Origin of the sequence: Pseudomonas sp. IC_126, assembly GCF_004331835.1 — a bacterium.
GTDB lineage: Bacteria > Pseudomonadota > Gammaproteobacteria > Pseudomonadales > Pseudomonadaceae > Stutzerimonas.
This window is the reverse complement of record NZ_SJSS01000001.1, coordinates 688,528-713,068: the sequence shown is the minus strand read 5'-3', so window position 1 is coordinate 713,068 and position 24,541 is coordinate 688,528. Positions and strand designations below refer to the sequence as shown.

18 protein-coding genes and 1 tRNA gene are annotated in these 24,541 nt (G+C 59.6%); 5 read left to right on the top strand and 14 right to left on the bottom strand.

Annotated features, from left to right (window positions below; genetic code table 11):
- The first annotated feature begins 34 nt into the window (after nt 1-34).
- Entirely contained in the window at nt 35-580 is a 546-nt protein-coding gene (folE, locus tag E0D86_RS03295) for a GTP cyclohydrolase I FolE (protein WP_131648527.1), read from the top strand.
- 107 nt (nt 581-687) lie between these two features.
- On the opposite strand, the gene E0D86_RS03290 is transcribed toward folE, so the two are convergent.
- Nucleotides 688-1,293, bottom strand: coding sequence for a glutathione S-transferase family protein (locus tag E0D86_RS03290; RefSeq protein ID WP_131648526.1), 606 nt, complete (start codon nt 1,291-1,293; stop codon nt 688-690).
- Between the two features lie 41 nt (nt 1,294-1,334).
- Nucleotides 1,335-2,501, bottom strand: coding sequence for a PLP-dependent aminotransferase family protein (locus tag E0D86_RS03285; protein WP_131648525.1), 1,167 nt, complete (start codon nt 2,499-2,501; stop codon nt 1,335-1,337).
- Nucleotides 2,502-2,580: 79 nt separating this feature from the next.
- Between E0D86_RS03285 and E0D86_RS03280 the strand changes: the two genes are divergently transcribed.
- Entirely contained in the window at nt 2,581-3,024 is a 444-nt protein-coding gene (locus E0D86_RS03280) for a MarR family winged helix-turn-helix transcriptional regulator (protein ID WP_131648524.1), read from the top strand.
- A gap of 107 nt (nt 3,025-3,131) precedes the next feature.
- Here E0D86_RS03280 and rpsA read toward each other — a convergent pair whose 3' ends face one another.
- The 8 genes from rpsA to mtnA all read right to left on the bottom strand — a co-directional run bounded on the left by rpsA (nt 3,132) and on the right by mtnA (nt 15,506).
- Nucleotides 3,132-4,817, bottom strand: a complete 1,686-nt coding sequence (gene rpsA, locus E0D86_RS03275) for a 30S ribosomal protein S1 (RefSeq protein ID WP_131648523.1) — start codon at nt 4,815-4,817, stop codon at nt 3,132-3,134.
- 170 nt (nt 4,818-4,987) lie between these two features.
- Nucleotides 4,988-5,671, bottom strand: coding sequence for a (d)CMP kinase (cmk, locus tag E0D86_RS03270; protein ID WP_131648522.1), 684 nt, complete (start codon nt 5,669-5,671; stop codon nt 4,988-4,990).
- Nucleotides 5,668-7,917 (bottom strand): bifunctional prephenate dehydrogenase/3-phosphoshikimate 1-carboxyvinyltransferase, encoded by a 2,250-nt coding sequence (locus tag E0D86_RS03265; protein ID WP_131648521.1) that lies wholly within the window; start codon nt 7,915-7,917, stop codon nt 5,668-5,670. Before E0D86_RS03265 ends, cmk begins: the two co-directional genes overlap by 4 nt.
- The gene (gene hisC, locus E0D86_RS03260; RefSeq protein ID WP_131648520.1) at nt 7,914-9,023 is read right to left on the bottom strand and encodes a histidinol-phosphate transaminase; all 1,110 of its coding nucleotides are present in this window, start codon (nt 9,021-9,023) and stop codon (nt 7,914-7,916) included. The genes E0D86_RS03265 and hisC overlap by 4 nt, the downstream gene beginning before the upstream one ends.
- Nucleotides 9,024-9,128: 105 nt before the next feature.
- Nucleotides 9,129-10,226 carry a prephenate dehydratase gene (pheA, locus tag E0D86_RS03255; RefSeq protein WP_131648519.1) on the bottom strand — a complete coding sequence of 366 codons (1,098 nt, stop codon included), beginning with the start codon at nt 10,224-10,226 and terminating at the stop codon, nt 9,129-9,131.
- The gene (gene serC, locus E0D86_RS03250) at nt 10,226-11,311 is read right to left on the bottom strand and encodes a 3-phosphoserine/phosphohydroxythreonine transaminase (RefSeq protein WP_131648518.1); all 1,086 of its coding nucleotides are present in this window, start codon (nt 11,309-11,311) and stop codon (nt 10,226-10,228) included. Before serC ends, pheA begins: the two co-directional genes overlap by 1 nt.
- A gap of 142 nt (nt 11,312-11,453) precedes the next feature.
- Nucleotides 11,454-14,261: a DNA gyrase subunit A gene (gene gyrA / locus E0D86_RS03245; RefSeq protein WP_131648517.1), complete on the bottom strand. Its 2,808-nt coding sequence runs from the start codon at nt 14,259-14,261 to the stop codon at nt 11,454-11,456.
- A 168-nt stretch (nt 14,262-14,429) separates the two neighbouring features.
- Nucleotides 14,430-15,506, bottom strand: coding sequence for an S-methyl-5-thioribose-1-phosphate isomerase (mtnA, locus tag E0D86_RS03240; RefSeq protein WP_131648516.1), 1,077 nt, complete (start codon nt 15,504-15,506; stop codon nt 14,430-14,432).
- Between the two features lie 382 nt (nt 15,507-15,888).
- Between mtnA and imuA the strand changes: the two genes are divergently transcribed.
- The 3 genes from imuA to E0D86_RS03225 are packed head-to-tail and all read left to right on the top strand — an operon-like array spanning nt 15,889 to nt 21,000.
- Entirely contained in the window at nt 15,889-16,506 is a 618-nt protein-coding gene (gene imuA / locus E0D86_RS03235; protein ID WP_131648515.1) for a translesion DNA synthesis-associated protein ImuA, read from the top strand.
- Between the two features lie 7 nt (nt 16,507-16,513).
- On the top strand, nt 16,514-17,926 hold the full coding sequence (locus E0D86_RS03230) for a DNA polymerase Y family protein (RefSeq protein WP_131648514.1): 1,413 nt from the start codon (nt 16,514-16,516) through the stop codon (nt 17,924-17,926).
- A complete protein-coding gene (locus tag E0D86_RS03225) occupies nt 17,923-21,000 on the top strand; it encodes an error-prone DNA polymerase (protein ID WP_131648513.1) in 3,078 nt (1,025 codons plus the stop codon). The genes E0D86_RS03230 and E0D86_RS03225 overlap by 4 nt, the downstream gene beginning before the upstream one ends.
- Before the next feature lie 618 nt (nt 21,001-21,618).
- On the opposite strand, the gene ggt is transcribed toward E0D86_RS03225, so the two are convergent.
- From ggt to ihfA, 4 genes are all read right to left on the bottom strand, one after another.
- The gene (gene ggt / locus E0D86_RS03220) at nt 21,619-23,292 is read right to left on the bottom strand and encodes a gamma-glutamyltransferase (RefSeq protein WP_131648512.1); all 1,674 of its coding nucleotides are present in this window, start codon (nt 23,290-23,292) and stop codon (nt 21,619-21,621) included.
- Between the two features lie 448 nt (nt 23,293-23,740).
- Nucleotides 23,741-23,817, bottom strand: a tRNA-Pro gene (locus E0D86_RS03215).
- A gap of 82 nt (nt 23,818-23,899) precedes the next feature.
- Nucleotides 23,900-24,256: a MerR family transcriptional regulator gene (locus E0D86_RS03210; protein WP_131648511.1), complete on the bottom strand. Its 357-nt coding sequence runs from the start codon at nt 24,254-24,256 to the stop codon at nt 23,900-23,902.
- Nucleotides 24,237-24,539, bottom strand: a complete 303-nt coding sequence (gene ihfA, locus E0D86_RS03205; RefSeq protein ID WP_003282572.1) for an integration host factor subunit alpha — start codon at nt 24,537-24,539, stop codon at nt 24,237-24,239. The genes E0D86_RS03210 and ihfA overlap by 20 nt, the downstream gene beginning before the upstream one ends.
- Nucleotides 24,540-24,541 lie beyond the last annotated feature (2 nt).

The window sequence follows — 24,541 nt, the reverse complement described above, 5'->3', positions numbered from 1 at the left end:
GTTTGCGCTCACATGAAGCCCGACAGGTAGCTCAATGTCACTGGAACAACATTACACCGAGATCCTTGGCCAGCTCGGAGAAGACGTCACCCGCGAGGGATTGCTCGACACGCCCAAGCGCGCCGCCAAAGCCATGCAGTACCTATGCAAGGGTTACCAACAGACGCTTGAAGAAGTCACCAATGGCGCGCTGTTCAGCTCCGACAACAGCGAAATGGTGCTGGTGAAGAACATCGAGCTGTACTCCTTGTGCGAACACCACATGCTCCCTTTCATCGGCAAGGCCCATGTTGCCTACCTGCCCAACGGCAAAGTACTGGGACTGTCGAAGGTAGCGCGTATCGTCGAGATGTACGCTCGCCGGTTGCAGATTCAAGAGAACCTCACCCGCGAAATTGCCGAGGCGGTCCAGAAGGTCACCGGCGCATGGGGCGTGGCTGTTGTTATTGAAGCCCAGCACATGTGCATGATGATGCGCGGCGTTGAGAAGCAGAACTCCTCGATGGTCACCTCGGTCATGCTCGGACAGTTCCGGGAAAACGCCGCCACCCGCAGCGAATTTCTCGGGTTGGTCAGATAGGAGAAATGAGGCTGGGCTGGCTTCATGCTTTCTTTGCTGCTTGAGGCTTGCAGCGCGCAGCTGCTTTCTCGCCCAGCCTCAAGCCTCCAGCCTCTTTCTCGTCTTCCTTAGTCGAACATCCCGACGTGCCGCGGATGGCTGGCAACCCGCTGTAGCCACGCGCAGATTGCTGGGTATTTCTCCAGTTTGAATCCGCCCTCTTCCGCTACGTGCGTATAGGCATACAGCGCGATGTCCGCAATTGAGTAGTGATCGCTAACAAGGTACGGCGTGCGCAGTAGCTGTTGCTCCATGACGTCCAGCGCGTGGTAGCCGTCCAGTTGCTTGGCAGCATATTCATCGAGACGATCATCAGGCAAACCCAGATATACCTTGATGAATCGCGCCACGGCAATGAACGGCTCGTGACTGTATTGCTCGAAGAACTGCCACTGCAGCACTTGGGTGCGCAAGCGCGCATCCTTGGGCAGGAACTCGGTTCCCTCCGCAAGAAAATTGAGAATCGCATTCGACTCCCATAGACAGGAACCGTCTTCCAATTCGAGCACGGGAATCTTGCCGTTAGGATTCTTTTTCAGAAACCACCCTTCACGGCTTTCGCCACGGAGGATATCTACCGGTATCCACTCGTAATCCCGCCCGAGCAGATGCAATATCAGCTTCACCTTGTAGCAATTGCCAGACCGATAGTCGCCATAAACCTTGTACGCCATATCTCTTCTCCATGCGGCAGCGCAAGCACCGCTAAATGAAACTACGCCGCATCGACCATTTCGGCACTCCGAATGACGCTCGCCAGCCGGCGAACGCCCTCAGCCAGCCGCTCCGGCGCGACGTGGCTGAAATTAAGCCGCAGGTATCCTGGATTCTGCTCCGGGTCGACGAAGAACGGCTCGCCGGGCATGAATACCACGTCCTGCGCCAACGCCGAATCGAGCAGGGTTCGCGTATCTACCGGACGCTTCAGCTGCAACCAGAAGAACAGCCCACCCTGCGGGAGCTGCCAGTCGGCAAGATCGCCAAAATGAGCCTCCAGCGCAGCCTGCATCGCATCACGGCGTAGGCGATAAAAACATCGTAGCTCGACCAGGTGCGACTGATATTGCTCGCTTCCCAGCCATTGCAACGCCTGCCACTGGCCGATGCGATTGGTATGCAGGTCGGCTGACTGCTTCAGCCGAAGCAGATACGGAAACAGATCAGGAGTCGCGATCAGATAGCCGACCCGTAGCCCCGGCAGCAGCGTTTTGGAGACCGTACCGGTGTAGATCCAGCTTGCCCTGTGCATGCGGCTGACGATGGGTTTGGCGCTACCTTCGTCGAAAACCAGCTCTCGATAAGGCTCGTCCTCGATCAGAGTGACGTTGAATTCATCGAGCAGCGCCGCGACAGCGTCGCGTTTTTCTTCGCTGTAGCGCACCGCTGAAGGGTTCTGAAAGGTTGGAATGAGGTAGGCGAAAGCCGGTTTGTGTTGCTCCAGCCGTTGGCGTAGCGCAGCGAGGTGCGGCCCGTCAGCTTCCTGCGGTACCGCCAGGCAGTCCGCACCGAATAGTTGGAAAGCCTGCAACGCCGCCAGATAGGTCGGCGCCTCCAGCAACACTTCGGTACCTCGATCGATGAACAGCTTCGATGCCAGATCCAGCGTCTGCTGGGAGCCGCTGACGATGAGAACCTGGCTGGCCGAACAGTCGACACCGAGTGAACGCGCTTCGGCGGCAATGGCCTCGCGCAGCGCCGGCTCTCCCTCGCTCATACCGTACTGCCCCATGGTCGCCGGCATCTGCGCCCATTCCACCTTCGGCAGCATCGATTCGGCCGGCAACCCACCGGCAAAGGACATCACCTCGGGACGCTGCGCAGCGGCGAGAATTTCACGGATCAGCGAGCTTTTCAGGCGGTCGACGCGTTCGGAAAAGACCATGGGGCACCAGATGCATTAAGGGGAAAATTAAGTCAAACTACTTGACCGAAATTACGCTTACGCCCCCGAATACGTCAATATGGCTGACCTAAAAAAAAGCACAATCCAACGCCAGATCATGGAAAGTTTCTTCCTTGGCTATCAGGCCTTCACAGCCAAGCCGGACGAAATGCTCGCGCGCCGCGGACTTTCTCGGGTCCATCACCGCATTCTTTTCTTCATCGCAAGCTATCCCGACCTCAGCGTCAAGGAGCTGCTCGGCTACCTCGGCGTGAGCAAACAGGCACTGAATATCCCGCTACGGCAGCTCATCGAGATGCATTTGGTGGAAAGCAGAACCGCGGAGGACGACAAGCGCAAGCGCATACTGCGCTTCACAGCAGAAGGCGCCAAGCTGGAACAGTTACTTAGACGAGAGCAGGTACGGCTACTCGAACGAGCGTTCAAACAGGCGGGCGATGACGCCGTATCCGGCTGGCTTGCAGTGAACCAGACGCTGGCGACCGGCACCAATCGACATTAAGCAACCTTGGGCGCACAGATGCGCCTGAAGGTTTTGACGCGATCTCCAGCTTATTCGAAGCACAAAAAAGGGCGACCGAAGTCGCCCTTTTTTATGGATTGCAGAACTTAGTTCTGGTTTTCCATCTGTGCGCGGATCAGATCACCAATGGTGGTCGGACCAGCGGCTGGCTCTACGTCCTGCTTGGTACGCAGTTCCTTCATCGCGTCTTTCTCGTCCTCGACGTCTTTCGACTTGATGGACAGGCTGATGACGCGGCTCTTGCGGTCGATGCTGATGATCTTAGCTTCGACTTCATCGCCTTCCTTCAGCACGTTGCGCGCGTCTTCAACGCGGTCACGGCTGATTTCGGACGCCTTCAGAGTTGCTTCGATATCGTTGCCCAGATCGATGATGGCGCCTTTGGCGTCAACTTCTTTCACGGTGCCACGAACGATGCTGCCCTTGTCGTTGACGGCGGCGTAGTTGGAGAACGGATCGTCTTCCAGCTGCTTGATGCCCAGGGAGATGCGCTCACGCTCCGGATCGACTGACAGGATGACGGTATCCAGCTCGTCGCCCTTCTTGAAGCGACGCACGGCTTCTTCGCCAGCTTCGTTCCAGGAAATGTCGGACAGGTGAACCAGACCGTCGATGCCGCCGTCCAGACCAATGAAGATACCGAAATCGGTGATCGACTTGATGGTACCGGAGATGCGATCGCCCTTGTTGAACTGGCCAGAGAAGTCTTCCCATGGGTTGGACTTGCACTGCTTGATGCCCAAGGAAATACGACGACGCTCTTCGTCGATGTCCAGAACCATGACTTCCACTTCGTCGCCGACCTGTACGACCTTCGACGGATGGATGTTCTTGTTGGTCCAGTCCATTTCGGACACGTGCACCAGGCCTTCGACGCCCTCTTCCAGCTCGGCGAAGCAGCCGTAGTCGGTGAGGTTGGTGACCTTGGCCATGACGCGGGTGTTTTCCGGGTAGCGGGCTTTGATGGCAACCCATGGGTCTTCACCCAGCTGCTTCAGACCCAGGGAGACGCGGTTGCGCTCGCGGTCGAACTTCAGCACCTTGACGTCGATCTCGTCGCCAACATTGACGATCTCGGAAGGATGCTTGATGCGCTTCCAGGCCATGTCGGTGATGTGCAACAGGCCGTCTACGCCGCCCAGATCCACGAACGCGCCGTAGTCGGTGAGGTTCTTGACGATACCCTTGACCTGCTGGCCTTCCTGCAGCGATTCCAGCAGAGCTTCACGCTCGGCGCTGTTCTCGGCTTCCAGGACGCTACGACGGGAAACGACAACGTTGTTGCGCTTCTGGTCCAGCTTGATGACCTTGAACTCGAGTTCCTTGCCTTCCAGGTGAGTGGTATCACGCACTGGACGAACGTCAACCAAGGAACCTGGCAGGAACGCACGGATGCCGTTAACGTCGACCGTGAAGCCGCCCTTAACCTTACCGTTAATAACGCCCTTGACCACTTCCTCAGCTGCGAAAGCCGCTTCCAGAACAATCCAGCACTCGGCACGCTTAGCTTTCTCGCGGGACAGCTTGGTTTCACCGAAGCCATCTTCAACCGCGTCCAGCGCCACGTGAACTTCGTCACCCACGCTGATGGTCAGCTCGCCCTGCTCGTTGTAGAACTGCTCGACCGGGATGACGCCCTCGGACTTCAGACCGGCATGGACAGTGACCCAGTCACCATCGATGTCGACCACGATGCCGGTGATGATGGCGCCCGGCTGCATGTCGAGGGATTTCAGGCTTTCTTCAAAAAGTTCTGCAAAGCTTTCGCTCATGTTTATTCCTGCTGTTTTCGGGCGAGGATCCGCCCTATCTCCACGCCCCAGATAACGTGGGTTCATTCATATAAAAAAAGGCCTGCGGGACTGGATCTGGTCTCCCACATGCCTCCTTGTTAACAGCTCTCGAAACGAGAACCGTCGGACCGCACCTCGGCGGTCGCTCTTCAGGCGAAATCGCGTTTGGCGACTTCGCTCAGAATCTGTCCTAGCACCTGCTCGACGGAAAGATCAGTAGAGTCCAGCTGTACCGCATCGTCTGCCGGTTTCAGCGGCGCCACTTCACGTTGGGTATCACGCTCATCGCGCACCCGTATCTCATCGAGAAGACTCGCGAGATTAACATCATCACCCTTGGCCTTCAACTGCAGGAAGCGCCGACGTGCCCTTTCCTCGGCACTGGCGGTGAGAAAAATCTTCAGCGGAGCGTCCGGAAAGACCACGGTCCCCATGTCTCGCCCATCCGCGACGAGCCCGGGCGGCTCACGAAAGGCCTTTTGACGCTGCAAGAGTGCATCTCGAACGACCGGTAGTGCGGCCACCTGGGACGCACCGGCACCGACCTGCTCGTTGCGAATCGCGCTGGTGACGTCCTCCCCTTCGAGAATGATCTGCATACCATGGCCGCCCCCAGCTCCGAACTGGACGTCAAGATGAGCCGCGAGCAGCTTCAGCGCTTCTTCATTGGTCAAATCGACCCCGTGGTTGCGGGCTGCGAAGGCAAGCAGGCGATAAAGTGCCCCGGAATCAAGAAAATTCCATCCCAGCTTCGCAGCCAGCAGCGCCGCCACCGTGCCCTTGCCGGACCCGCTAGGGCCGTCAATGGTTATGACCGGAACCTGTCTGATCATGAATCAGCCTCCACAGTCACCCGCATTCCGGCCCGTTCGGCCAGCGCCAGGAAGTTCGGGAACGAAGTGGCGACGTTAGCGCAATCGTGGATGCGTATCGCAGCACCGGCACGAAGCGCAGCGACACTGAAAGACATCGCAATTCGATGATCGCCGTGCGCCCAGACCTCGCCACCACCGAAGGCAGCGCCGCCTTCGATGATAATCCCATCCGGGGTCGGTGTAGCCTGCACGCCGAGCGCTTGCAGACCATCGGCCATCACCTGAATGCGGTCGGACTCCTTGACTCGCAACTCGTCGGCACCACGCAAGGTTGTCCGGCCCTCGGCACAAGCCGCTGCGACAAACAGCACCGGGAACTCATCGATGGCGAGCGGGACGAGGTTCTCCGGTATCTCGATACCCTTGAGCTGAACGGCACGCACCCGTATATCTGCAACCGGCTCGCCGCCTACTTCACGCTGGTTGGTCAATTCGATATCGGCACCCATCAGCTTGAGAATGTCGATGACGCCGGTACGCGTCGGGTTTATCCCAACGTGTTCGAGGGTGATGTCCGAACCTTCTGCAATACTGGCAGCGACCATGAAGAAGGCGGCGGAAGAAATATCCGCAGGCACTTCGATCTGCGTGGCGTGCAGTTTGTGGCCAGATTCGACAGCAGCGGTGCTGCCCTCCACCATAACCGGATAACCGAAGCCCTGGAGCATCCGCTCGGTATGGTCACGGGTGGGCGCCGGCTCGGTCACGGACATCCTCCCTGCAGCATACAGTCCTGCCAGCAACAAGCAGGACTTGACCTGAGCACTGGCCATCGGCATTTCGTAATGCATCCCGGAAAGCTTCTGCCCGCCACGAATGGTCAAAGGCGGGCGCCCCTCAGCGGCCGTCTCGATCACTGCACCCATATCACGCAGGGGCTTTGCGACGCGATTCATCGGGCGCTTGGACAGAGAAGCATCACCGGTCAGCGTGGTGTCGAACGGCTGCGCAGCCAACAAGCCGGACAGCAGACGCATCGAGGTCCCGGAATTACCGAGATAGATCGGGCCTGGCGGAGCCTTCAAGCCATGCAGGCCGACGCCATGGACGGTCACGCGCCCCTGATTCGGCCCCTCGATCACCACACCCATGTCGCGGAATGCCTGAATGGTTGCCAGGGCATCCTCGCCCTCGAGAAACCCTTCCACTTCGGTGATTCCATCGGCAAGCGAGCCGAGCATGATCGACCGGTGGGAAATGGATTTGTCGCCTGGTACTCGAAGTGTGCCGCTAAGGCTGCCGCCAGGATTGGCGAGGAAGATCAGATCTTTGGAATGCATAACGTCCACATAGGCTCTGCGAGCCAGTATTTTGCTGAAATGTTCCCGGGCAGCCCTGGCGCGCGTGAACACGCCCAACAACGTATGCCCGTCTCCTTCATCGACCGCGGCGCGTAGCGCATCGAGGTCGGCACGAAAATCATCGAGGGTATGCAGCACCGCCTCGCGATTGGCGAGAAAGATATCGTGCCACATGACCGGATCGCTGCCTGCTATACGGGTGAAATCACGAAACCCGCCTGCCGCATAACGGAAAATCTCGAGATTCTCGTTGCGTTTGGCCAGCGAATCCACCAGACCAAACGCCAACAGATGAGGTAAGTGGCTGGTCGCTGCGAGCACTTCGTCATGATGTTGAACATTCATATGCTCAACATCGGCGCCCAATGCCCGCCACATGGCATCGACAAGCGCCAGCGCGTCAGAATCCGTGCCCTCCAGCGGTGTAAGAATCACCTTGTGGCGACGAAAAAGCGTGCTTTGGGCAGCGGTAACGCCGCTCTGTTCCGAACCTGCTATCGGATGGCCCGGCACGAAACGCGGCGGCACCCGCCCGAACCGCTCACGAGCACAACGCACCACGTTGCCCTTGGCGCTGCCAACATCGGTCAGCACCGCACTTCCGAGATCGAGCATTGCAAGCTCCGCCAGCAGACGCTCCATCGCCAGGATCGGGACGGCCAGCTGAATCACATCCGCGCCTTGGCAAGCGTCCGCAAGGTTGTCTGCGCAGCGATCCACCACGCCAAGTTCGACGGCAAGCTCGCGAGAACGGGCATCGAGATCGAAGCCGACCACCTCGCCACACAACCCACGCTCACGCAGCCCTTTGGCGAACGAGCCACCGATCAGTCCAAGACCGATAACGACCAGACGACCTACCTGGGGTACGTCGGCGCTCGTCGATACAGTGCTGCGACTCAACGCCCGAGAGCCTTGCGCAGGACGTCGAGAAAACGTGCATTCTCGGCTTCGGTTCCGATCGACACACGAAGAAAGGTTGGCATTCCATAGCCAGCCATAGGTCGAACGATGACGCCATCGCGCAGCAACGCCTGGTTGATCGGCGAGGCGTCACGGCCAAAATCAACCGCGATGAAGTTCCCCCTGGACGGTATCCAGTCCAGCCCCAGCTGTTTGAAGCCCGTCTCGAGCTGCTGCATACCAGCGCTATTACACGCCCTGCTTTGAGACAGATATTCGGCATCGTCAAGCGCGGCGCAAGCAGCGGCAAGGGCGAGGCTGTTGACGTTGAATGGCTGGCGAACACGATTCAGCACATCGGCAATCCGCGCCGAACAGATTGCATAACCCACGCGCAATGCAGCCAGGCCGTAGGCCTTGGAGAAGGTGCGGGACACCAGCAAGTTGGAATGCGAAACCAGAAAGGTCAATCCATCCGGCAGCTCGCCACCCTCCGCGTATTCGATATAAGCCTCATCCAGCACAACCAGAACGTGCGCTGGAACATTGGCGAGAAAGCTGCCGAGCGCGTCGGCATCGAACCAGGTACCAGTCGGGTTATTGGGGTTGGCAATGAACACGACACGGGTGTTCTCATCGATAGCCGTCAACATGGCCTCGAGATCGTGACCCCAGTGCTTGGCCGGCACAGCCTTCGCCTGTGCGTCGACGGCCTGGGTAGCAATCGGATAGACCGCAAAAGCGTGCTCGCTGAATACCGCATTGAGCCCGGGTGCGAGGTAAGCACGCGCAACCAGCTCGAGGATATCGTTGGAGCCGTTGCCGAGCGTGACCTGATCAAGCTCGACGCCGTATCGCTCGGCCAGTTTCTGCTTGAGCACGAAACCGTTGCCGTCGGGATAGCGGGTCAATTCGTCGAGCTGCGCTCTGATCGCAGTGATGACGTTCGGACTGGGACCCAGCGGATTTTCATTGCTGGCCAGCTTGACGATGGTCTGTGGATCGAGATCAAGCTCCCGAGCCAGCTCGTCCACGGGCTTGCCGGGCACGTAGGGCGACAGCTTCTGCACGCCTGGCTGCGCCAGGGCGAGGAAATCACAGGACATATTCAGCTCCGCTGAAGCTGAAAACTTGAAACTTGAAGCTTGAAGCTTGAAGCAATCCGCATTGCCCAAAGTTCCAGCTTCCAGCTTCCGGCTTCCAGCTGCTTATTAAAGTACCGCCTTGGGATACGACCCCAACACCTTCAACGCCACCGCTTCACGACCGATCTTCTCCAGAACGTCCTTGATCAGCGGGTCCTGGTGGTGGCCGATGCAGTCGATGAAAAATACATAGGTCCATTTACCGCTGCGCGAAGGGCGGGTTTCGATCCGCGTAAGATCAATGCCGTTGGAATGGAATGGCATCAACAGTTCATGTAGCGCGCCAGGTTTGTTGCGCATGGAAACGATGATTGAGGTTTTGTCGTCACCGGTAGGCGGTACTTCCTGGCTACCGATGATCAGGAAGCGCGTGGAGTTGTCCGGACGGTCTTCGATCTTTTCGGCAATCTTGCTCAGGCCGTAAAGCTGAGCGGCCATGTCACCGGCGATCGCTGCGGAGTTCCACTCGCTCTTCACGCGCTTGGCCGCATCAGCATTACTGGAAACTGCTACGCGTTCGACGTTCGGATAATGGGCATCCAGCCATTTGCGACATTGCGCCAGCGACTGCGCATGGGAATAGATGCGGGTGATGCGGTCGGTCTTGGTCGTCTCACCCACCAGCAAGTGATGGTGAATACGCAGCTCGACCTCGCCGCAGATGACGATGTCATGCTCGAGGAAGCTATCCAGCGTATGGTTGACGGCGCCTTCGGTGGAGTTTTCCACCGGCACCACGCCGAAGTTCACCGCACCGGCAACCACTTCTCGGAAAACTTCGTCGATGGCCGCCATCGGCTTACTAACCACCGAGTGACCAAAATGCTTGAGCGCCGCCGCCTGCGAGAAGGTACCTTCAGGGCCGAGATAGGCGACCCGCAGCGGCTGCTCCAGTGCCAGGCATGAGGACATGATTTCGCGAAACAGGCGCGCCATCTCCTCGTTGTCCAGCGGGCCTTTGTTCAGCTCCATGATGTGCTTGAGCACCCAGGCTTCGCGCTCGGGACGATAGAACACCGCTTCCTCGCCTTCGGCCAGCGAAGCCGTTTTGACACGGGCCACGTCCTGGGCGCAACGGGCGCGCTCGCTGATCAGCTCGAGAATCCGCTCGTCGAGACTGTCGATGCGAACGCGTAGCGCCTTCAGCCGGTCGGCATCACTCATCAGCCGTGCTCCTTCTCGAATTTGCGCATGTAGGCGACGAGCGCCTCCACGGCGTCCAGCCCGACCGCATTGTAGATAGAGGCACGCATACCGCCGACCGAGCGATGACCTTTCAAGTTGAGCAGGCCGCGCGCATCGGCCCCTGCCAGAAAGGCCTTGTCGAGTTTTTCATCGGCCAGCCTGAACGGCACGTTCATCCACGAGCGAGCGTTGCTGGCAATCGGGTTGGAATAGAAGTCGCTGGAGTCGATCACGCCGTAAAGCAGGTCTTTCTTGGCGCGATTGCGCTGCTCCATCGCTTCGACACCGCCCTGTTCCTTCAGCCACTCGAACACCAGGCCGGAGAGATACCAGGAAAACGTTGCCGGCGTGTTGTACATGGAACCGTTGTCGGCTGCGATCTTGTAATCGAGCATGGTCGGGCAACTGGAACGCGCGCGACCGAGCAGATCCTCACGCACAATCACTACCACCAGACCCGACGGGCCAATGTTTTTCTGCGCCCCGGCGTAAATCAGACCGAATTTCGACACATCGATGGGGCGCGACAGAATGTCCGAAGACATGTCGACCACCAACGGCGTGTCACCCAGTTCAGGCGTCCAGTCGAACTGCAGTCCGCCGATGGTTTCGTTACTGGCGTAATGCAGATAGGCCGCGTTGTTGCTGAGCGCCCACTCGTTCTGCCCCGGAATCGCGAAGTAGTCGTAGGGTTTGGCGCTGGCAGCGATATTGATATGACCGAAGCGCTTGGCCTCTTCGATACTCTTGCGCGACCAGATACCCGTATCGATGTAATCGGCGACGCCATCGTCCGGTAACAGATTCAACGGGATTTCGGCGAATTGCTGGCTGGCGCCACCCTGCAGAAACAACACTTTGTAGTTGGTGGGAATGTTCAGCAAATCGCGCAGATCCTGCTCAGCCTTCTCGGCGATGGCCGTGTATTCGTCGCTGCGGTGGCTCATTTCCATCACCGACAGGCCTCGGCCCTGCCAGTCAAGGAGTTCAGCCTGGGCGCGCTGCAGCACAGCTTCAGGAAGCGCGGCCGGACCGGCACAGAAATTAAAGGCGCGTTTGCTCATCTTCGTTCTCTCAAAAACGGTCGATACCATGCTCGCTCCGCCCGTCGCCGAGGCGCTCAGGTCAAGCGCTTGCAATTTCTTCACCCGTAGCGGGTTGCCGATCGAACACGCGCGGCGCCCTTGGGCGCCGCAATCTGTCGAATCAGTTTTCGTCGTCGGTGGGCACTACATCCGGCGGAACGTCCCCGCCCCCGCCAAGCAGCTCGTCCTCGCTGGGCTCGGTGCTGACGACAGGCATTTCCTTATCCAGCGCCTCGTCATCGAGAACCGCCTCGATATCTTCCAGGACGTCCTCTTCGGATGGTTCCTGAACCCTTTCGAGACCAACCAGATGCTCGTTCTTGCCCAACTTGATCAACGTTACACCCTGGGTATTGCGCCCCAGTGATGAAACCTCATCGACACGGGTACGCACCAGTGTGCCCTGATCGGAAATCAGCATGATTTCCTCGCCCTGCTGCACCTGAACGGCACCGACCAGCGGACCGTTGCGCTCATTGGTCACCATGGCGATGACCCCCTGACCACCACGACCGCGACGCGGGAACTCATCGATCACCGTGCGCTTACCGTAACCATTGAGGCTCGCGGTGAGGATCTGCGCATCGGGCTCGGGAATCAGCATGGAAATCAGACGCTGGCCTTCCGGCAGGCGCATGCCACGAACGCCGCGGGCGGTACGGCCCATGGTGCGAACGTGTTTCTCCTTGAAGCGAATCACCTTGCCGCCGTCGGAGAACAGCATGACTTCGCGTGCACCATCGGTAACCGCAGCAGCGATCAGGGTGTCGCCCTCTTCCAGACCGAGCGCGATCAGGCCGACGCTGCGTGGACGACTGAATTGCGAGAGCGGAGTCTTTTTGACGGTGCCCTTGGCGGTCGCCATGAAGATGTAGGTACCGGTCGGCTCGTCCACCGACTCGTCGGCGTCCTCACCGTCGAGCGACTCTTCCACTTCATCGCTTTCGCTGATGATTTCAGCGTCTTCGATATCGTCATCACCGTTCAGCTGCTGCTGACGCGCTGCCTCGATATCGACCTGCAGCATCGCGGTGATGTGCTCGCCTTCGGAAAGCGGTAGCAGGTTCACCAGTGGACGACCGCGCGAGGTGCGTGAGGCTTCGGGAATTTCGTAGGTCTTGAGCCAGTACACCTTGCCCTTGCTGGAGAACAGCAGCAGCGTGGTGTGGCTGTTGGCGACCAGCAGATGCTCGACGTAATCCTCTTCCTTGACGCCGGTCGCCGCCTTGCCGCGACCGCCACGGCGCTGTGCCTGGTAGGCCGCCAAAGGCTGCGACTTGGCGTAGCCGCCATGGGAAATAGTGACGACGCGTTCTTCTTCGGTGATCAGGTCGGCCAGTGTCAGGTCCAGGCGCGCTTCGAGGATCTCGGTGCGGCGGGCGTCGCCGAATTCGGCCTTGACGCCTTCCAGCTCCTCGCAGATGACTTCCATCAGGCGCTCGGGACTGGTCAGGATCCGAATCAGCTCGCCGATCTGGGCCAGGATTTCCTGGTACTCGCTGAGCAGCTTCTCATGCTCGAGCCCCGTCAGGCGATGCAGACGCAGATCGAGGATGGCCTGCGCCTGTTCCGGCGACAGGTAGTAACGGCCATCGCGCAGCCCGTATTGCGGATCGAGGTCTTCCGGGCGGCAGGCATCAGCTCCGGCGCGCTCGACCATGGCTTCCACCGCACTGGATTCCCAGGCGGTGGCGATCAGCGCGTCCTTGGCTTCGGCCGGCGTCGGCGAGGCTTTGATCAGCGCGATGACCGGGTCGATGTTGGACAGCGCGACCGCCTGACCTTCGAGGATATGGCCGCGTTCGCGCGCCTTGCGCAGCTCGAATACCGTGCGGCGCGTCACCACTTCACGGCGGTGGCGAACGAAGGCTTCCAGCAGCTCCTTGAGATTCAAGGTGCGCGGCTGGCCGTCGACCAGCGCCACCACGTTGATGCCGAACACACTCTGCAGCTGCGTCTGGGCATAAAGATTATTGAGAATAACTTCCGGCACTTCGCCGCGGCGCAGCTCGATCACTACGCGCATACCGTCCTTATCAGACTCGTCGCGCAGCTCAGTGATGCCTTCGAGCTTCTTCTCCTTTACCAGCTCGGCGATCTTCTCGATCAGACGCGCCTTGTTCAGCTGATAAGGCAGCTCGGTAATGACGATCTGCTGACGACCGCCTACCTTGTCGATGTCTTCGATGGTCGAGCGGGCACGCATATAGATGCGGCCGCGGCCGGTGCGATAAGCCTCGATGACCCCAGCACGGCCGTTAATGATGCCTGCGGTCGGGAAATCCGGACCGGGGATATGGGTCATTAGCTCATCGATGGTGATATCCGGATTGGCGATCAGAGCCAGACAGCCATCAATGACTTCGCCCAGGTTGTGGGGCGGAATGTTGGTTGCCATGCCCACCGCGATACCGCTGGAACCGTTGACCAATAGGTTCGGGATCTTGGTCGGCATGACCGCCGGGATCTGTTCGGTGCCGTCGTAGTTCGGCACCCAGTCCACGGTTTCTTTGTGCAGATCGGCCAGCAGCTCGTGAGCCAGCTTGGCCATGCGCACTTCGGTGTATCGCATGGCCGCCGCGCTGTCGCCATCGACCGAACCGAAGTTGCCCTGGCCATCGACCAGCAGGTAGCGCAGCGAGAAAGGCTGCGCCATCCGTACGATGGTGTCGTAAACCGCCGAGTCGCCGTGAGGGTGGTATTTACCGATCACGTCACCGACCACACGGGCGGATTTCTTGTACGGCTTGTTCCAGTCGTTACCCAGCTCGCTCATGGCAAAAAGCACACGGCGATGCACGGGTTTCAGTCCGTCGCGCGCATCCGGCAGCGCACGACCGACGATTACACTCATGGCGTAGTCGAGGTAGGACTGTTTGAGTTCGTCTTCGATATTGACCGGGAGGATTTCTTTGGCCAGTTCGCCCATGGAAGCCTGGTTCCTTATAGTCAGCAGGGTCCTGCGATTAAGCGCGGGATGGTATCACAAGGCGGGAGGTCGCTGGAGGCTGGAGGCGTAACGAAGAAGCGCTCGCCGACGCCAACGAAATTCAATTACTGCCGCCCCAGCCTCCAGCCGCTTTAGTCATCTTGCGCCTTAATGCAACCGCTTGCGGCTCATCAGGGCCGCGAGTTTAGCCGCGCTTGGTCGCTCGACCACGCCCTTCTCGGTCACGATGGCATCGATGAGATCCGCCGGGGTCACATCGAATACCGGGTTGAAGGCATCGACCTCCGCCGCCAACCGCTGGCCGTTCACTTCCAGCAACTCGCTGCCGGCACGTTCCTCGATGGGAATGTCATCACCAGATTCCAGCTCCATGTCGATGGTCGAACTGGGCGCCACGACCATGAACCGCACCCCGTGATGCATGGCGAGTACTGCGAGCTGATAGGTACCGATCTTATTGGCGACGTCGCCATTGGCGGTGATCCGGTCGGCTCCGACGATCACCCAGGTGATGCCGCGCGTTTTCATCAGGTGTGCGGCAGCCGAATCGGCATTCAACGTCACCGGCACGCCTTCGCCCGCCAGCTCCCATGCAGTCAGCCGGGAGCCCTGCAGCCAGGGGCGAGTTTCATCGGCATAAATGCGCTCGACAAGCCCTTCCAGATGCGCAGCACGGATCACGCCGAGGGCGGTGCCGAAACCACCGGTGGCGAGCGCACCGGTATTGCAGTGGGTGAGCAGGTTCTGCGGATTGCCTTGGTGCTTGCGGATCAGGTCGACGCCGAACTGCGCCATGGTGAGATTGGCTTCGCGGTCACTGTCGTGAATGGAGGTCGCCTGAGCCTCGGCTGCGATCAGCGGATCTTCGCCCGATTTCAAACGATCGAGCCGTTCGCGCATCTGATTCAATGCCCAGAACAGATTGACGGCGGTCGGGCGTGAGCCGGCAAGCACCTCAAAGTCTGCTTCCAACGCCGCGCGCCAGTCACCGCCCTCGGCGAGCCGCGCCCTGAGTCCCAGAACCAGTCCATACGCCGCGCTGATTCCAATCGCCGGAGCGCCGCGCACGACCATCTCACGGATAGCCTTGGCGACAGCCGCAGCAGAATCATAGGTGTGCCATAGCTCTTCCAGCGGCAGTTTGCGCTGATCGAGCAAACGCAACTGCCCGTCCCGCCACTCGATAGCCTTCACCTTTTCTGCGGCCAACAAGCGTTCGCGCATGGCAATCCTCTCTGTTCTTGACTGGCACCCCGGATCACCAGGGATAGAACCGGCCCGCTCATGGCTACGAGCCGGCGCATGAAAAAGCCCGGTCATCCTCGAGCCGGGCTTCAACATTCGGCATGAATATGCAGCGTCATTCGACCTCGCACTCATACCCGGGCGCGAATCCTAATCGACTGATTTTTTCAGCACAAGCAAAGCTCATCTGCCGCACTCGATACGGAGCGGATACAGTGATCAGCGGCATTAGGCGGATGGCGGCGGCTACGTTCTGGATTTCAGTTTTAGTTTGAAAAAGCGTTCTTCATCGTTTCACCTTGACCTGTAGTCGACAGCCAGAATACTGTACCGATATACAGTATTAGGATTATTCACTGCCATGACGTCCGTGGTCGCCCTCAACCACCTGATCGATACGCGCCGGCTCTGGCGCGGCCAGACCAAAGTCCTTACACCTAACGCCCAGCCAACCGGGCATGCTGCGCTGGATGACGTATTACCCGGCGGCGGCTGGCCTGAATCGGCATTGAGCGAGATTCTCTTCGCCACTACCGGAATCGGCGAGTTACGCCTGCTTTGGCCCACCCTGGCGCGCCTCACCGCCGCCGGCGAGCGCGTAGTGCTGGTGGCTCCGCCCCATGTGCCTTATCCCCAGGCCTGGCTGACTGCCGGCATAGATCTGCGTCAGCTGTTCATTATCAACGCACGGGGCCGTGACGCCTTGTGGGCTACCGAACAATGCCTGCGCTCGGGCAGTTGCGGTGCGGTGTTGTGCTGGCCGCAACAGGTTGACGATCGCGCTCTGCGCCGCCTGCAGGTCGCGGCCGAAACAGGCCAGACATTGGCCTTCGCTTATCGTCCGCTACGCGAAGAGGTCAATCCGTCCCCAGCAGCGCTGCGCCTGGCTGTCGAAAACCGACCGGCGCAACTGCGCGTCCTCAAGTGCCGAGGTGGCCTGCCCAGAACGCTCCCCATTCCCGCTGCGGCGTTGGGCTGAGGTCCTCATGCTTTGGGTCTGCATATTGCTGCCTCAACTGGCCATGGACGGCGTGCTGCGAGGCCGAGACGATGCCGAATCGCCGCTGGCGCTCTTGAGCGGCACACCACAACGCCGCGTGCTGCAGGCAGTCAACCCCGCTGCACGGGCTCTCGGCCTCAAGCCTGGACAATCGTTGATCGCTGCCCAGGCGCTGACTCACGCCTTCGCCACGGCTGAATATGACCTGGCGTCGATCGAGCGTTGGCAGCAATTTCTCGCCGCCTGGGCCTATGGCTTTAGCTCGCAGGTCAGCCTGCACTATCCGCGTTGCCTGCTTTTGGAAGTGCAATCCAGTCTCGGCCTGTTCGGCCCCTGGCCTCGCTTGGAGGCACGCCTGCGCGAAGAATTGAACACGCTGGGTTTTCAGCATCGCATTACCCTGGCGCCAAACCCTGCCGCCGCGCGAGTCCTGGCCAACGCCCATGACGGTCTGGCGGTGATGGATACCGAAACGCTGCCTGGCGTGCTCGCTGCATTGCCGGTAGAGCGCATCGGAGTGCCCCGTGAAGTGGCGACCGCCCTTGCACGCATGGGTCTGCGAACACTGAAGCAGATCCTTGAAATGCCTCGACATGGCCTAGCGCAGCGCTTTCCGACCGGCGCACTGAAACACATCGACACCCTGCTCGGTCATCAGCCATTGGTGCTGGGCTTCCATCGACCGCCAGACGTGTTCGATGCTCGGCTCGAGCTGAACTTCGAAGTCGAGTCGCATCAGGCATTGCTATTCCCGCTGCGACGCCTGACAGCCGATCTCGCCGCCTACCTGGCCGGACGCGACAGTGGCGTGCAGCGCTTCGCTTTGCACCTGGAACACCGCAACCTGACAGACAGCCAAGTACCAGTCGGTCTACTCAGCGCCGAGCGTGATCCGGCCATGCTGTTCGAACTCACCCGTGGGCGCCTGGAAAACTTGCAATTACCGGCCCCGGTATTGGCGATCCGCCTGATAGCACGCGAGCTACCCGCCTTCACCCCAGCGCACCGCGAGCTGTTCGACGAACGGCCACAGCAATCGCTGCCCTGGGAGCAGCTGCGCGAACGTCTGCGGGCCCGGCTGGGTGACGATGCCGTGCAGGGACTCGGCGCTCGCTACGACCATCGCCCTGAGTGCGCCTGGCAGCCGCAGCCTGGCCGGAACGAACCTCCATTCAGCACCGCTCCACGCCCCGGCTGGCTGCTGACCGAATCGAAGCCGTTGCACGAAGCCTCATTGCGCATTCTCGCGGGCCCCGAGCGAATCGAGTCCGGCTGGTGGGACGGCGGTGACGTGCGCCGCGACTATTACCTGGTGGAAACCCGCTCAGGCCAGCGTGGCTGGGCCTTTCGTTCGATCACGGACGGGGGGCCGCTGTCGTTGCACGGTTGGTTCGCATGACAGCCGACTATGCCGAATTGCACTGCCTGTCCAATTTCAGCTTTCAACGGGGCGCCTCCAGTGCCCGTGAATTGTTCGAGCGCGCCGTCCGCCTTGGTTACCGGGCCTTGGCCATCACCGACGAATGCACCCTGGCCGGCATCGTGCGCGCCTGGCAAGCCTCGAAGGAGGTTGGCCTGCCATTGATCATCGGCAGCGAGGTTCAGATCGAGGGCGGACCGAAGCTCGTTTTGCTGGCGGAGAACCTGACCGGCTACCAGGCACTATGCCGGCTGATCACCCGCGCCCGACGCCGCGCGGAGAAAGGTCGCTATCAGCTGCTGCCTGAAGATTTGAGCAAGCCGGTAGATGGGCTGCTGGCTATCTGGCTCGCCAAACAAGCTGACGCTGATGCTGAGGGTCGCTGGCTTCACGAGCGCTTCGGCGAGCGCCTCTGGCTGGGTATCGAACTGCACCGCGGACCCGACGACAGGCTGCGTCTGGAGCAATGGCAGGCCTTGGCTGCGCGCCTGAACATCCCTGCTGTGGCGTGCGGCGATGTACATATGCACGCCCGCGGCCGTCGCGCCCTGCAGGACTGCATGACCGCAATTCGTCATCACTTGCCGGTATCCGAAGCCGGGCGCTATCTGTTTCCCAACGGCGAACGGCACCTGCGCCAACGCGAAGACCTGGCCCAACTCTATCCACCCAAGCTGCTCGACGAGACGCTGCGCATTGCCGAGCGGTGCCAGTTCACGCTTGACCAATTGCGCTACCAATATCCCCACGAATTGGTGCCCACCGACCATAACGCCACCTCCTGGCTGCGCAAGCTGGTCGAGGACGGCATCCGCCAGCGCTGGCCGGACGGGGCAACGACGAAAGCCCGCGCACAGATCGAACATGAGCTGCAACTGATCGCTGAACTAGAGTACGAGAGTTACTTCCTCACGGTACACGACCTCGTTCGCTTCGCCCGCAAGCACAAAATTCTCTGCCAGGGCCGCGGCTCGGCGGCCAATTCCACGGTGTGCTTCGTGCTCGGCATCACCGAACTCGATCCAGCGCACACCAGGCTGCTGTTCGAGCGCTTCCTCTCGCGCGAACGCAAGGAGCCGCCGGATATCGACGTCGACTTCGAGCATGATCGTCGAGAGGAAGTCATCCAGTACGTATTCCGCCGCTACGGTCGTGATCGCGCAGCGCTAACCGCCGTGGCCAGCACTTACCACGCCACAGGTGCCCTGCGCGACGTGGCCAAGGCGCTCAGCCTGCCGTCGGATCAAATCAATGCATTGGCCGATTGCTGCGGACGCTGGAGCGACCGGGTTCCCGACGATGGGCGTCTGCGCGAAGCCGGCTTCGACCCCGACAGTCCGGTGTTGCGCCGGGTATTGGTGCTGACGGGGGAATTGATCGGCTTTCCCCGTCACCTGTCCCAGCATCCGGGCGGCTTCGTCATTTCCGAACACTCGCTGGAAACGTTGGTACCGGTCGAAAATGCCAGCATGGCCGAACGCACCGTGATCCAGTGGGACAAGGACGACCTCGACCTGGTCGGTCTGCTCAAGGTCGACGTGCTCGCCCTCGGCATGCTCAGTGCGCTACGCCGCTGCTTCAACCTAATCGAACATTATCGTGGCACGCGCTGGACCATAGCCACCCTGCCCCAGGAAGACCGGGCAACCTATGACATGATCAGTCGCGCCGATACCGTAGGTGTGTTCCAGATCGAATCGCGGGCACAGATGGCGATGTTGCCGCGGCTGCGCCCCAGAACCTTTTACGATCTGGTGATCCAGGTCGCCATCGTGCGGCCGGGGCCGATTCAGGGCGACATGGTTCACCCCTACCTACGTCGGCGCAATGGTGAGGAACCCGAAGATTATCCTTCCGAAGAACTGAAGCCGGTTTTCGAACGCACCCTCGGCGTGCCGCTTTTCCAGGAACAGGTGATGGATCTGGCGATGGTTGCAGCCGAATACACCCCTGACGAGGCCGACAATCTTCGCCGTGCCATGGCGGCCTGGAAGCGACATGGCAGCCTGGAGCCGCATCGCATACGGCTGACCGAACGCATGCTTGCCCGTGGCTACAAAGCTGAATTCATCGCCCGTATCTTCGAGCAAATAAAAGGATTCGGCAGCTACGGCTTTCCCGAATCCCATGCCGCCAGCTTCGCCCTGCTCGCCTACGCCAGCAGCTGGCTGAAATGCCACGAACCGGCTGCCTATGCCTGTGCGCTGATCAACAGTTGGCCCATGGGGTTCTACAACCCCGACCAGATTCTTCAGGATGCTCGCCGGCACAAGGTGGAGATCCGGCCCGTGGATGTCCGCCACAGCGATTGGGATTGCAGCCTGGAGCCGAGCGGCAGCGAGCAACCGGCGATCCGCCTGGGCTTGCGCTTGGTACGCGGTTTTCGCGAAGCGGATGCACGACGCATCGAGGCGTCCCGTCAGGCTCGGCCATTTGCTGACACCCATGATCTATGCACGCGTGCCGGGCTGGATATCCGTGCTCGGGAGCACCTGGCCGATTCTGGTGCTCTGCGAGACCTCGCAGGCCATCGCCATCGGGCCCGCTGGGCGGTGGCAGGGTACGAGCCACAATTGCCCTTATTCGCTGGTCGACCTCCACAAAATGAAGTTCCGCCCCCCTTGCCGTTACCCACGGTCGGTGAAGATCTGCTGACCGATTACGCCACGCTCGGCACCACGCTGGGTCCACACCCACTGGCGCTGCTACGTGATCAATTGAGAGCAAAGCGCTGTCGCAGCTCTCGAGAGCTGGTCACCATCGAGCCTGGCCGCCCTATCAGCGTTGCCGGCCTGGTCATCGGTCGCCAACGCCCACAAACCGCCAGCGGAATCATCTTCGTCACGCTGGAAGACGAGTTCGGCATGATCAACGTCGTCGTCTGGCGCGACCTGGCTGAGCGCCAACGGCGCGTATTGATCCAGTCCCAGATGCTGCGAATCGATGGTCATCTTGAGGCGTCTAACGGCGTGCGCCATGTCATTGCGGGACGCTTAAGCGACCTCACGGCGTTACTGACAGGGCTGGATGTACGTAGTCGAGATTTTCAGTGACACGCGCGATGGAAGTGCACATCAAGACCGTAACCGCGCAGGAGCTTCAGAGACTGGGTCTCTACGCCAAAATCAGCAAATACGTTCCGCCAGCCTTGATCTAACCCCGACCACATCGACCCCGCCGATCATCGCACCCGGCGTATTCCCAAGGCCGGGTTCGCTTCACGATCCCAATCAGGGAAGCGGGTTACCGAGACCAGGCTCGTTCGGGTCATAAATGTTTGGCTCGCTACCGCTAGGGGTATCTGAATCCGGCACACCAACCGGCCGTTCAGCCGGATTTCCACGATTGCCAGGGCCTCTTTGCACGTCTGGATTATCAGTAATGAAATCCGGCTCGGGGGAGTGACTCGGGTTCTGACTTTGCCCTGGGACCGGCTGCTGATCATGGGGCCTGTCGAGTGGATCAATGCTCATGGGCTATCTCCGATTAAGTTTGATGGCTCTTACGTTTGAAATAACCCAACCATGTTCGTGCAGTCCGCACGTCGACTAATACGGCACCTGGCTTCGTGGAACTGTTCTGACTGTATCGAGCCGGTAGCCCCCAGCACAAGGCGGGCCGAATGCCGGGTTGCGAAACGAAGCCACAAGGCTCGACTCAACACTCAACCATCAGGGTCTAACGACTATCCCAACGCTTCGACCACGAGGGTCCGACGCGGTTTGCAGCGTTTTTCCATCCACCCGTATCGCCTGGATATCACCCATAGACCAGCCCTGATCTTCAAGTATGTAGCCCATGGCCTTCAGCTCGTCCGCAACCTCGCCCGCTAACGGTGCGTAGGCGTCGTAATAGATAGTGTCCTTGGGCAGTAACTGATGATGTATGCGCTGTGCGGCCACGGCTTTCTCCAGGGGGAGGCCGAAGTCATAGACGTTGTTCAGCACTTGGAAAATGGACGTGAATATCCGCGAGCCGCCGGGCGTACCGAGCACCAGGCTTACCTTTCCATCGCGCGTGACGATGCTCGGGCTCATGGAAGAAAGCATGCGCTTGCCCGGCTCGATGGCGTTGGCATCACTGCCAACCACGCCGAAGGCATTTGCAACGCCCGGCTTTGCGCTGAAATCATCCATCTCATCGTTGAGCAGAAACCCAGCCCCCTGGACCACGACCCCGCTGCCGAAGTCCCAGTTCAGCGTGTAGGTATTGCTGACCGCATTACCATCGGCATCGACGATCGAGAAGTGTGTGGTTTGCCGTGGTTCCAAGCCAGGACGCACCTTTTCGGTAGCAGAGATGGCCGAAGGGTTGATCTCGGCCGCGCGCTGCTCCAGATAGTCAGGAGCGATCAGTTGAGTTACCGGCACGTCGGAAAAGTCTGGATCGCCAAGATAATCTGCACGGTCGGCAAAGACCCTCTTCTCGATTTCCGCCAACAAATGGATGTAGCGCGCCGAGTTCAGCTCAACCGCCTTGAAATCTTCAGCGCGCCGCTCCTTGATGCCTATCAGCTGAGCCAGCGCAATGCCGCCTGAGCTGGGCAGCGGCGCGGTGTAGAGACTGTTGCCCTGCCAATCAACGCGCATCGGCTCGCGCCACTTGATGCGGTAGTCGGCCAAATCCTCTTTTGTAATAAGCCCGCCGTCGCGCTGCATCTGGGCGATCAGTAGCTCGGCCGTCTTGCCTTTGTAGAAATCGTCGGCGCCTCGGTCGGCGATGCGCTCCAGCGTCTCGGCCAGCTCTGGCTGGCGGAAGTTAGCTCCTGGACTCATGGTGCCGAAGTAGTCTTCGAAATTGGTCTTGTCGTTGAAAAGCCCGATGGCGTCCTCACGGTACTGGAACTGCTGGTCGGCCACCTTGAAGCCTGCCCGCGCATAGCCAACTGCAGGTGTTATTAACTCGCTCCAAGGCAGTTTGCCAAAACGTCGATGCGCCTCCCACATACCCAATACGGTCCCCGGAACGCCCGCTGCCTTGGCGCCGACCAAGCTGAGATTCTCGATCACCTCTCCCTTGTCATCGAGGTACATGGTCTTGCTCGCTGCCTTGGGCGCGACTTCACGGTAATCCAGGAAATAGGGATTGCCGTTCATGTACAACGTCATGAATCCACCACCGCCGATATTACCGGCCTCGGGATAGGTAACGGCAAGCGTGAAGGCTGTCGCCACCGCTGCATCCACCGCGTTGCCCCCGTCCCTTAATACTTGCGCGGCGACCTTAGCGCTGTACTCGTCAGGAGCCGCGACCGCACCGCCTTCGAGGCTAGCTCCGAGAGCGGCATGACTGGTGACAACAACCGCCACACAAAGGGTCAGTTTGGATAGGTGGAGGGGATGCATAGTGACCATTCCTTCTTATTGTGATGAGAACGAGCGCCGGCTGCTTGGCAGGCGCTGGCTGATAGTCAGCTTAGAAGATAGGTGGGCACAGGGTGTCGCTCGCTGCAGACAGATGTCGGAACCGTTCGTTATGCGGATGCTGGTAGACAATCGGGGCAAGACGGAGAGGTGTCACGCCCGGACGTCCCTACGGCAATCCCGACGAGCGCCGCAACGCTATGCCTGTTCTTTACGTGAAAGGAAAATGTGTACCGGGGAAAGAAAGAAGGGTTCTGCTGGGCCAGTCACTCTGGTCCAGCTGGTTGCGGCCGCCAATAATGTCTGCCACCGACTCATGCGCACCCGCTCGATAAGAGGAGGCAGGATAGGAAAAAAGCCGGTTTACTCGGAAAATTACTAAGACAAAAACAACAAAGCCACCCGAAGGTGGCTAAGTTATTGAAGTATATGGTCGGGACGGAGTGATTCGAACACTCGACCCCTTGCACCCCATGCAAGTGCGCTACCAGGCTGCGCTACGCCCCGACTGTGCCATCAGCACTGCTGAAAGCGGATCGAACTATACATTAAGCATCTGAATATGTGAAAGTTTTTTGTGCAGGAGCACTTAATTCTTAAGGAGCTGAAGCACATCCTCAAGTTCGGTAATCACTTGCCGGATCAGTTGTTTGTACTGAGTGGTGTCGTCTCGGGCCTCATCACCAGACATTCGCTGACGAGCCCCACCGATAGTGAATCCCTGTTCGTAAAGCAGCGACCGAATCTGGCGGATCAACAAGACGTCCTGACGCTGGTAATAGCGTCGGTTGCCACGCCGCTTCACCGGGTTCAGCTGGGGGAACTCCTGCTCCCAATAGCGCAGCACGTGTGGTTTTACCGCACAAAGCTCACTTACCTCACCGATAGTGAAGTAGCGCTTGCCAGGTATCGTCGGCAATTCGTCGTTATGACTTGGTTCCAGCATACGCTTCGACTCTGGCTTTTAATTTTTGGCCTGGCCGGAATGTCACGACACGACGCGCCGTGATTGGGATTTCCTCGCCGGTTTTCGGATTACGCCCAGGGCGCTGTCGCTTATCGCGCAAGTCAAAGTTGCCGAAACCGGACAACTTTACCTGTTCGTTATGCTCGAGCGCCTGACGGATTTCCTCGAAAAACAGCTCGACCAACTCCTTGGCCTCGCGCTTATTCAAGCCTAGCTCTTCATATAGACGTTCCGCCATTTCAGCTTTCGTCAGAGCCCCCATAC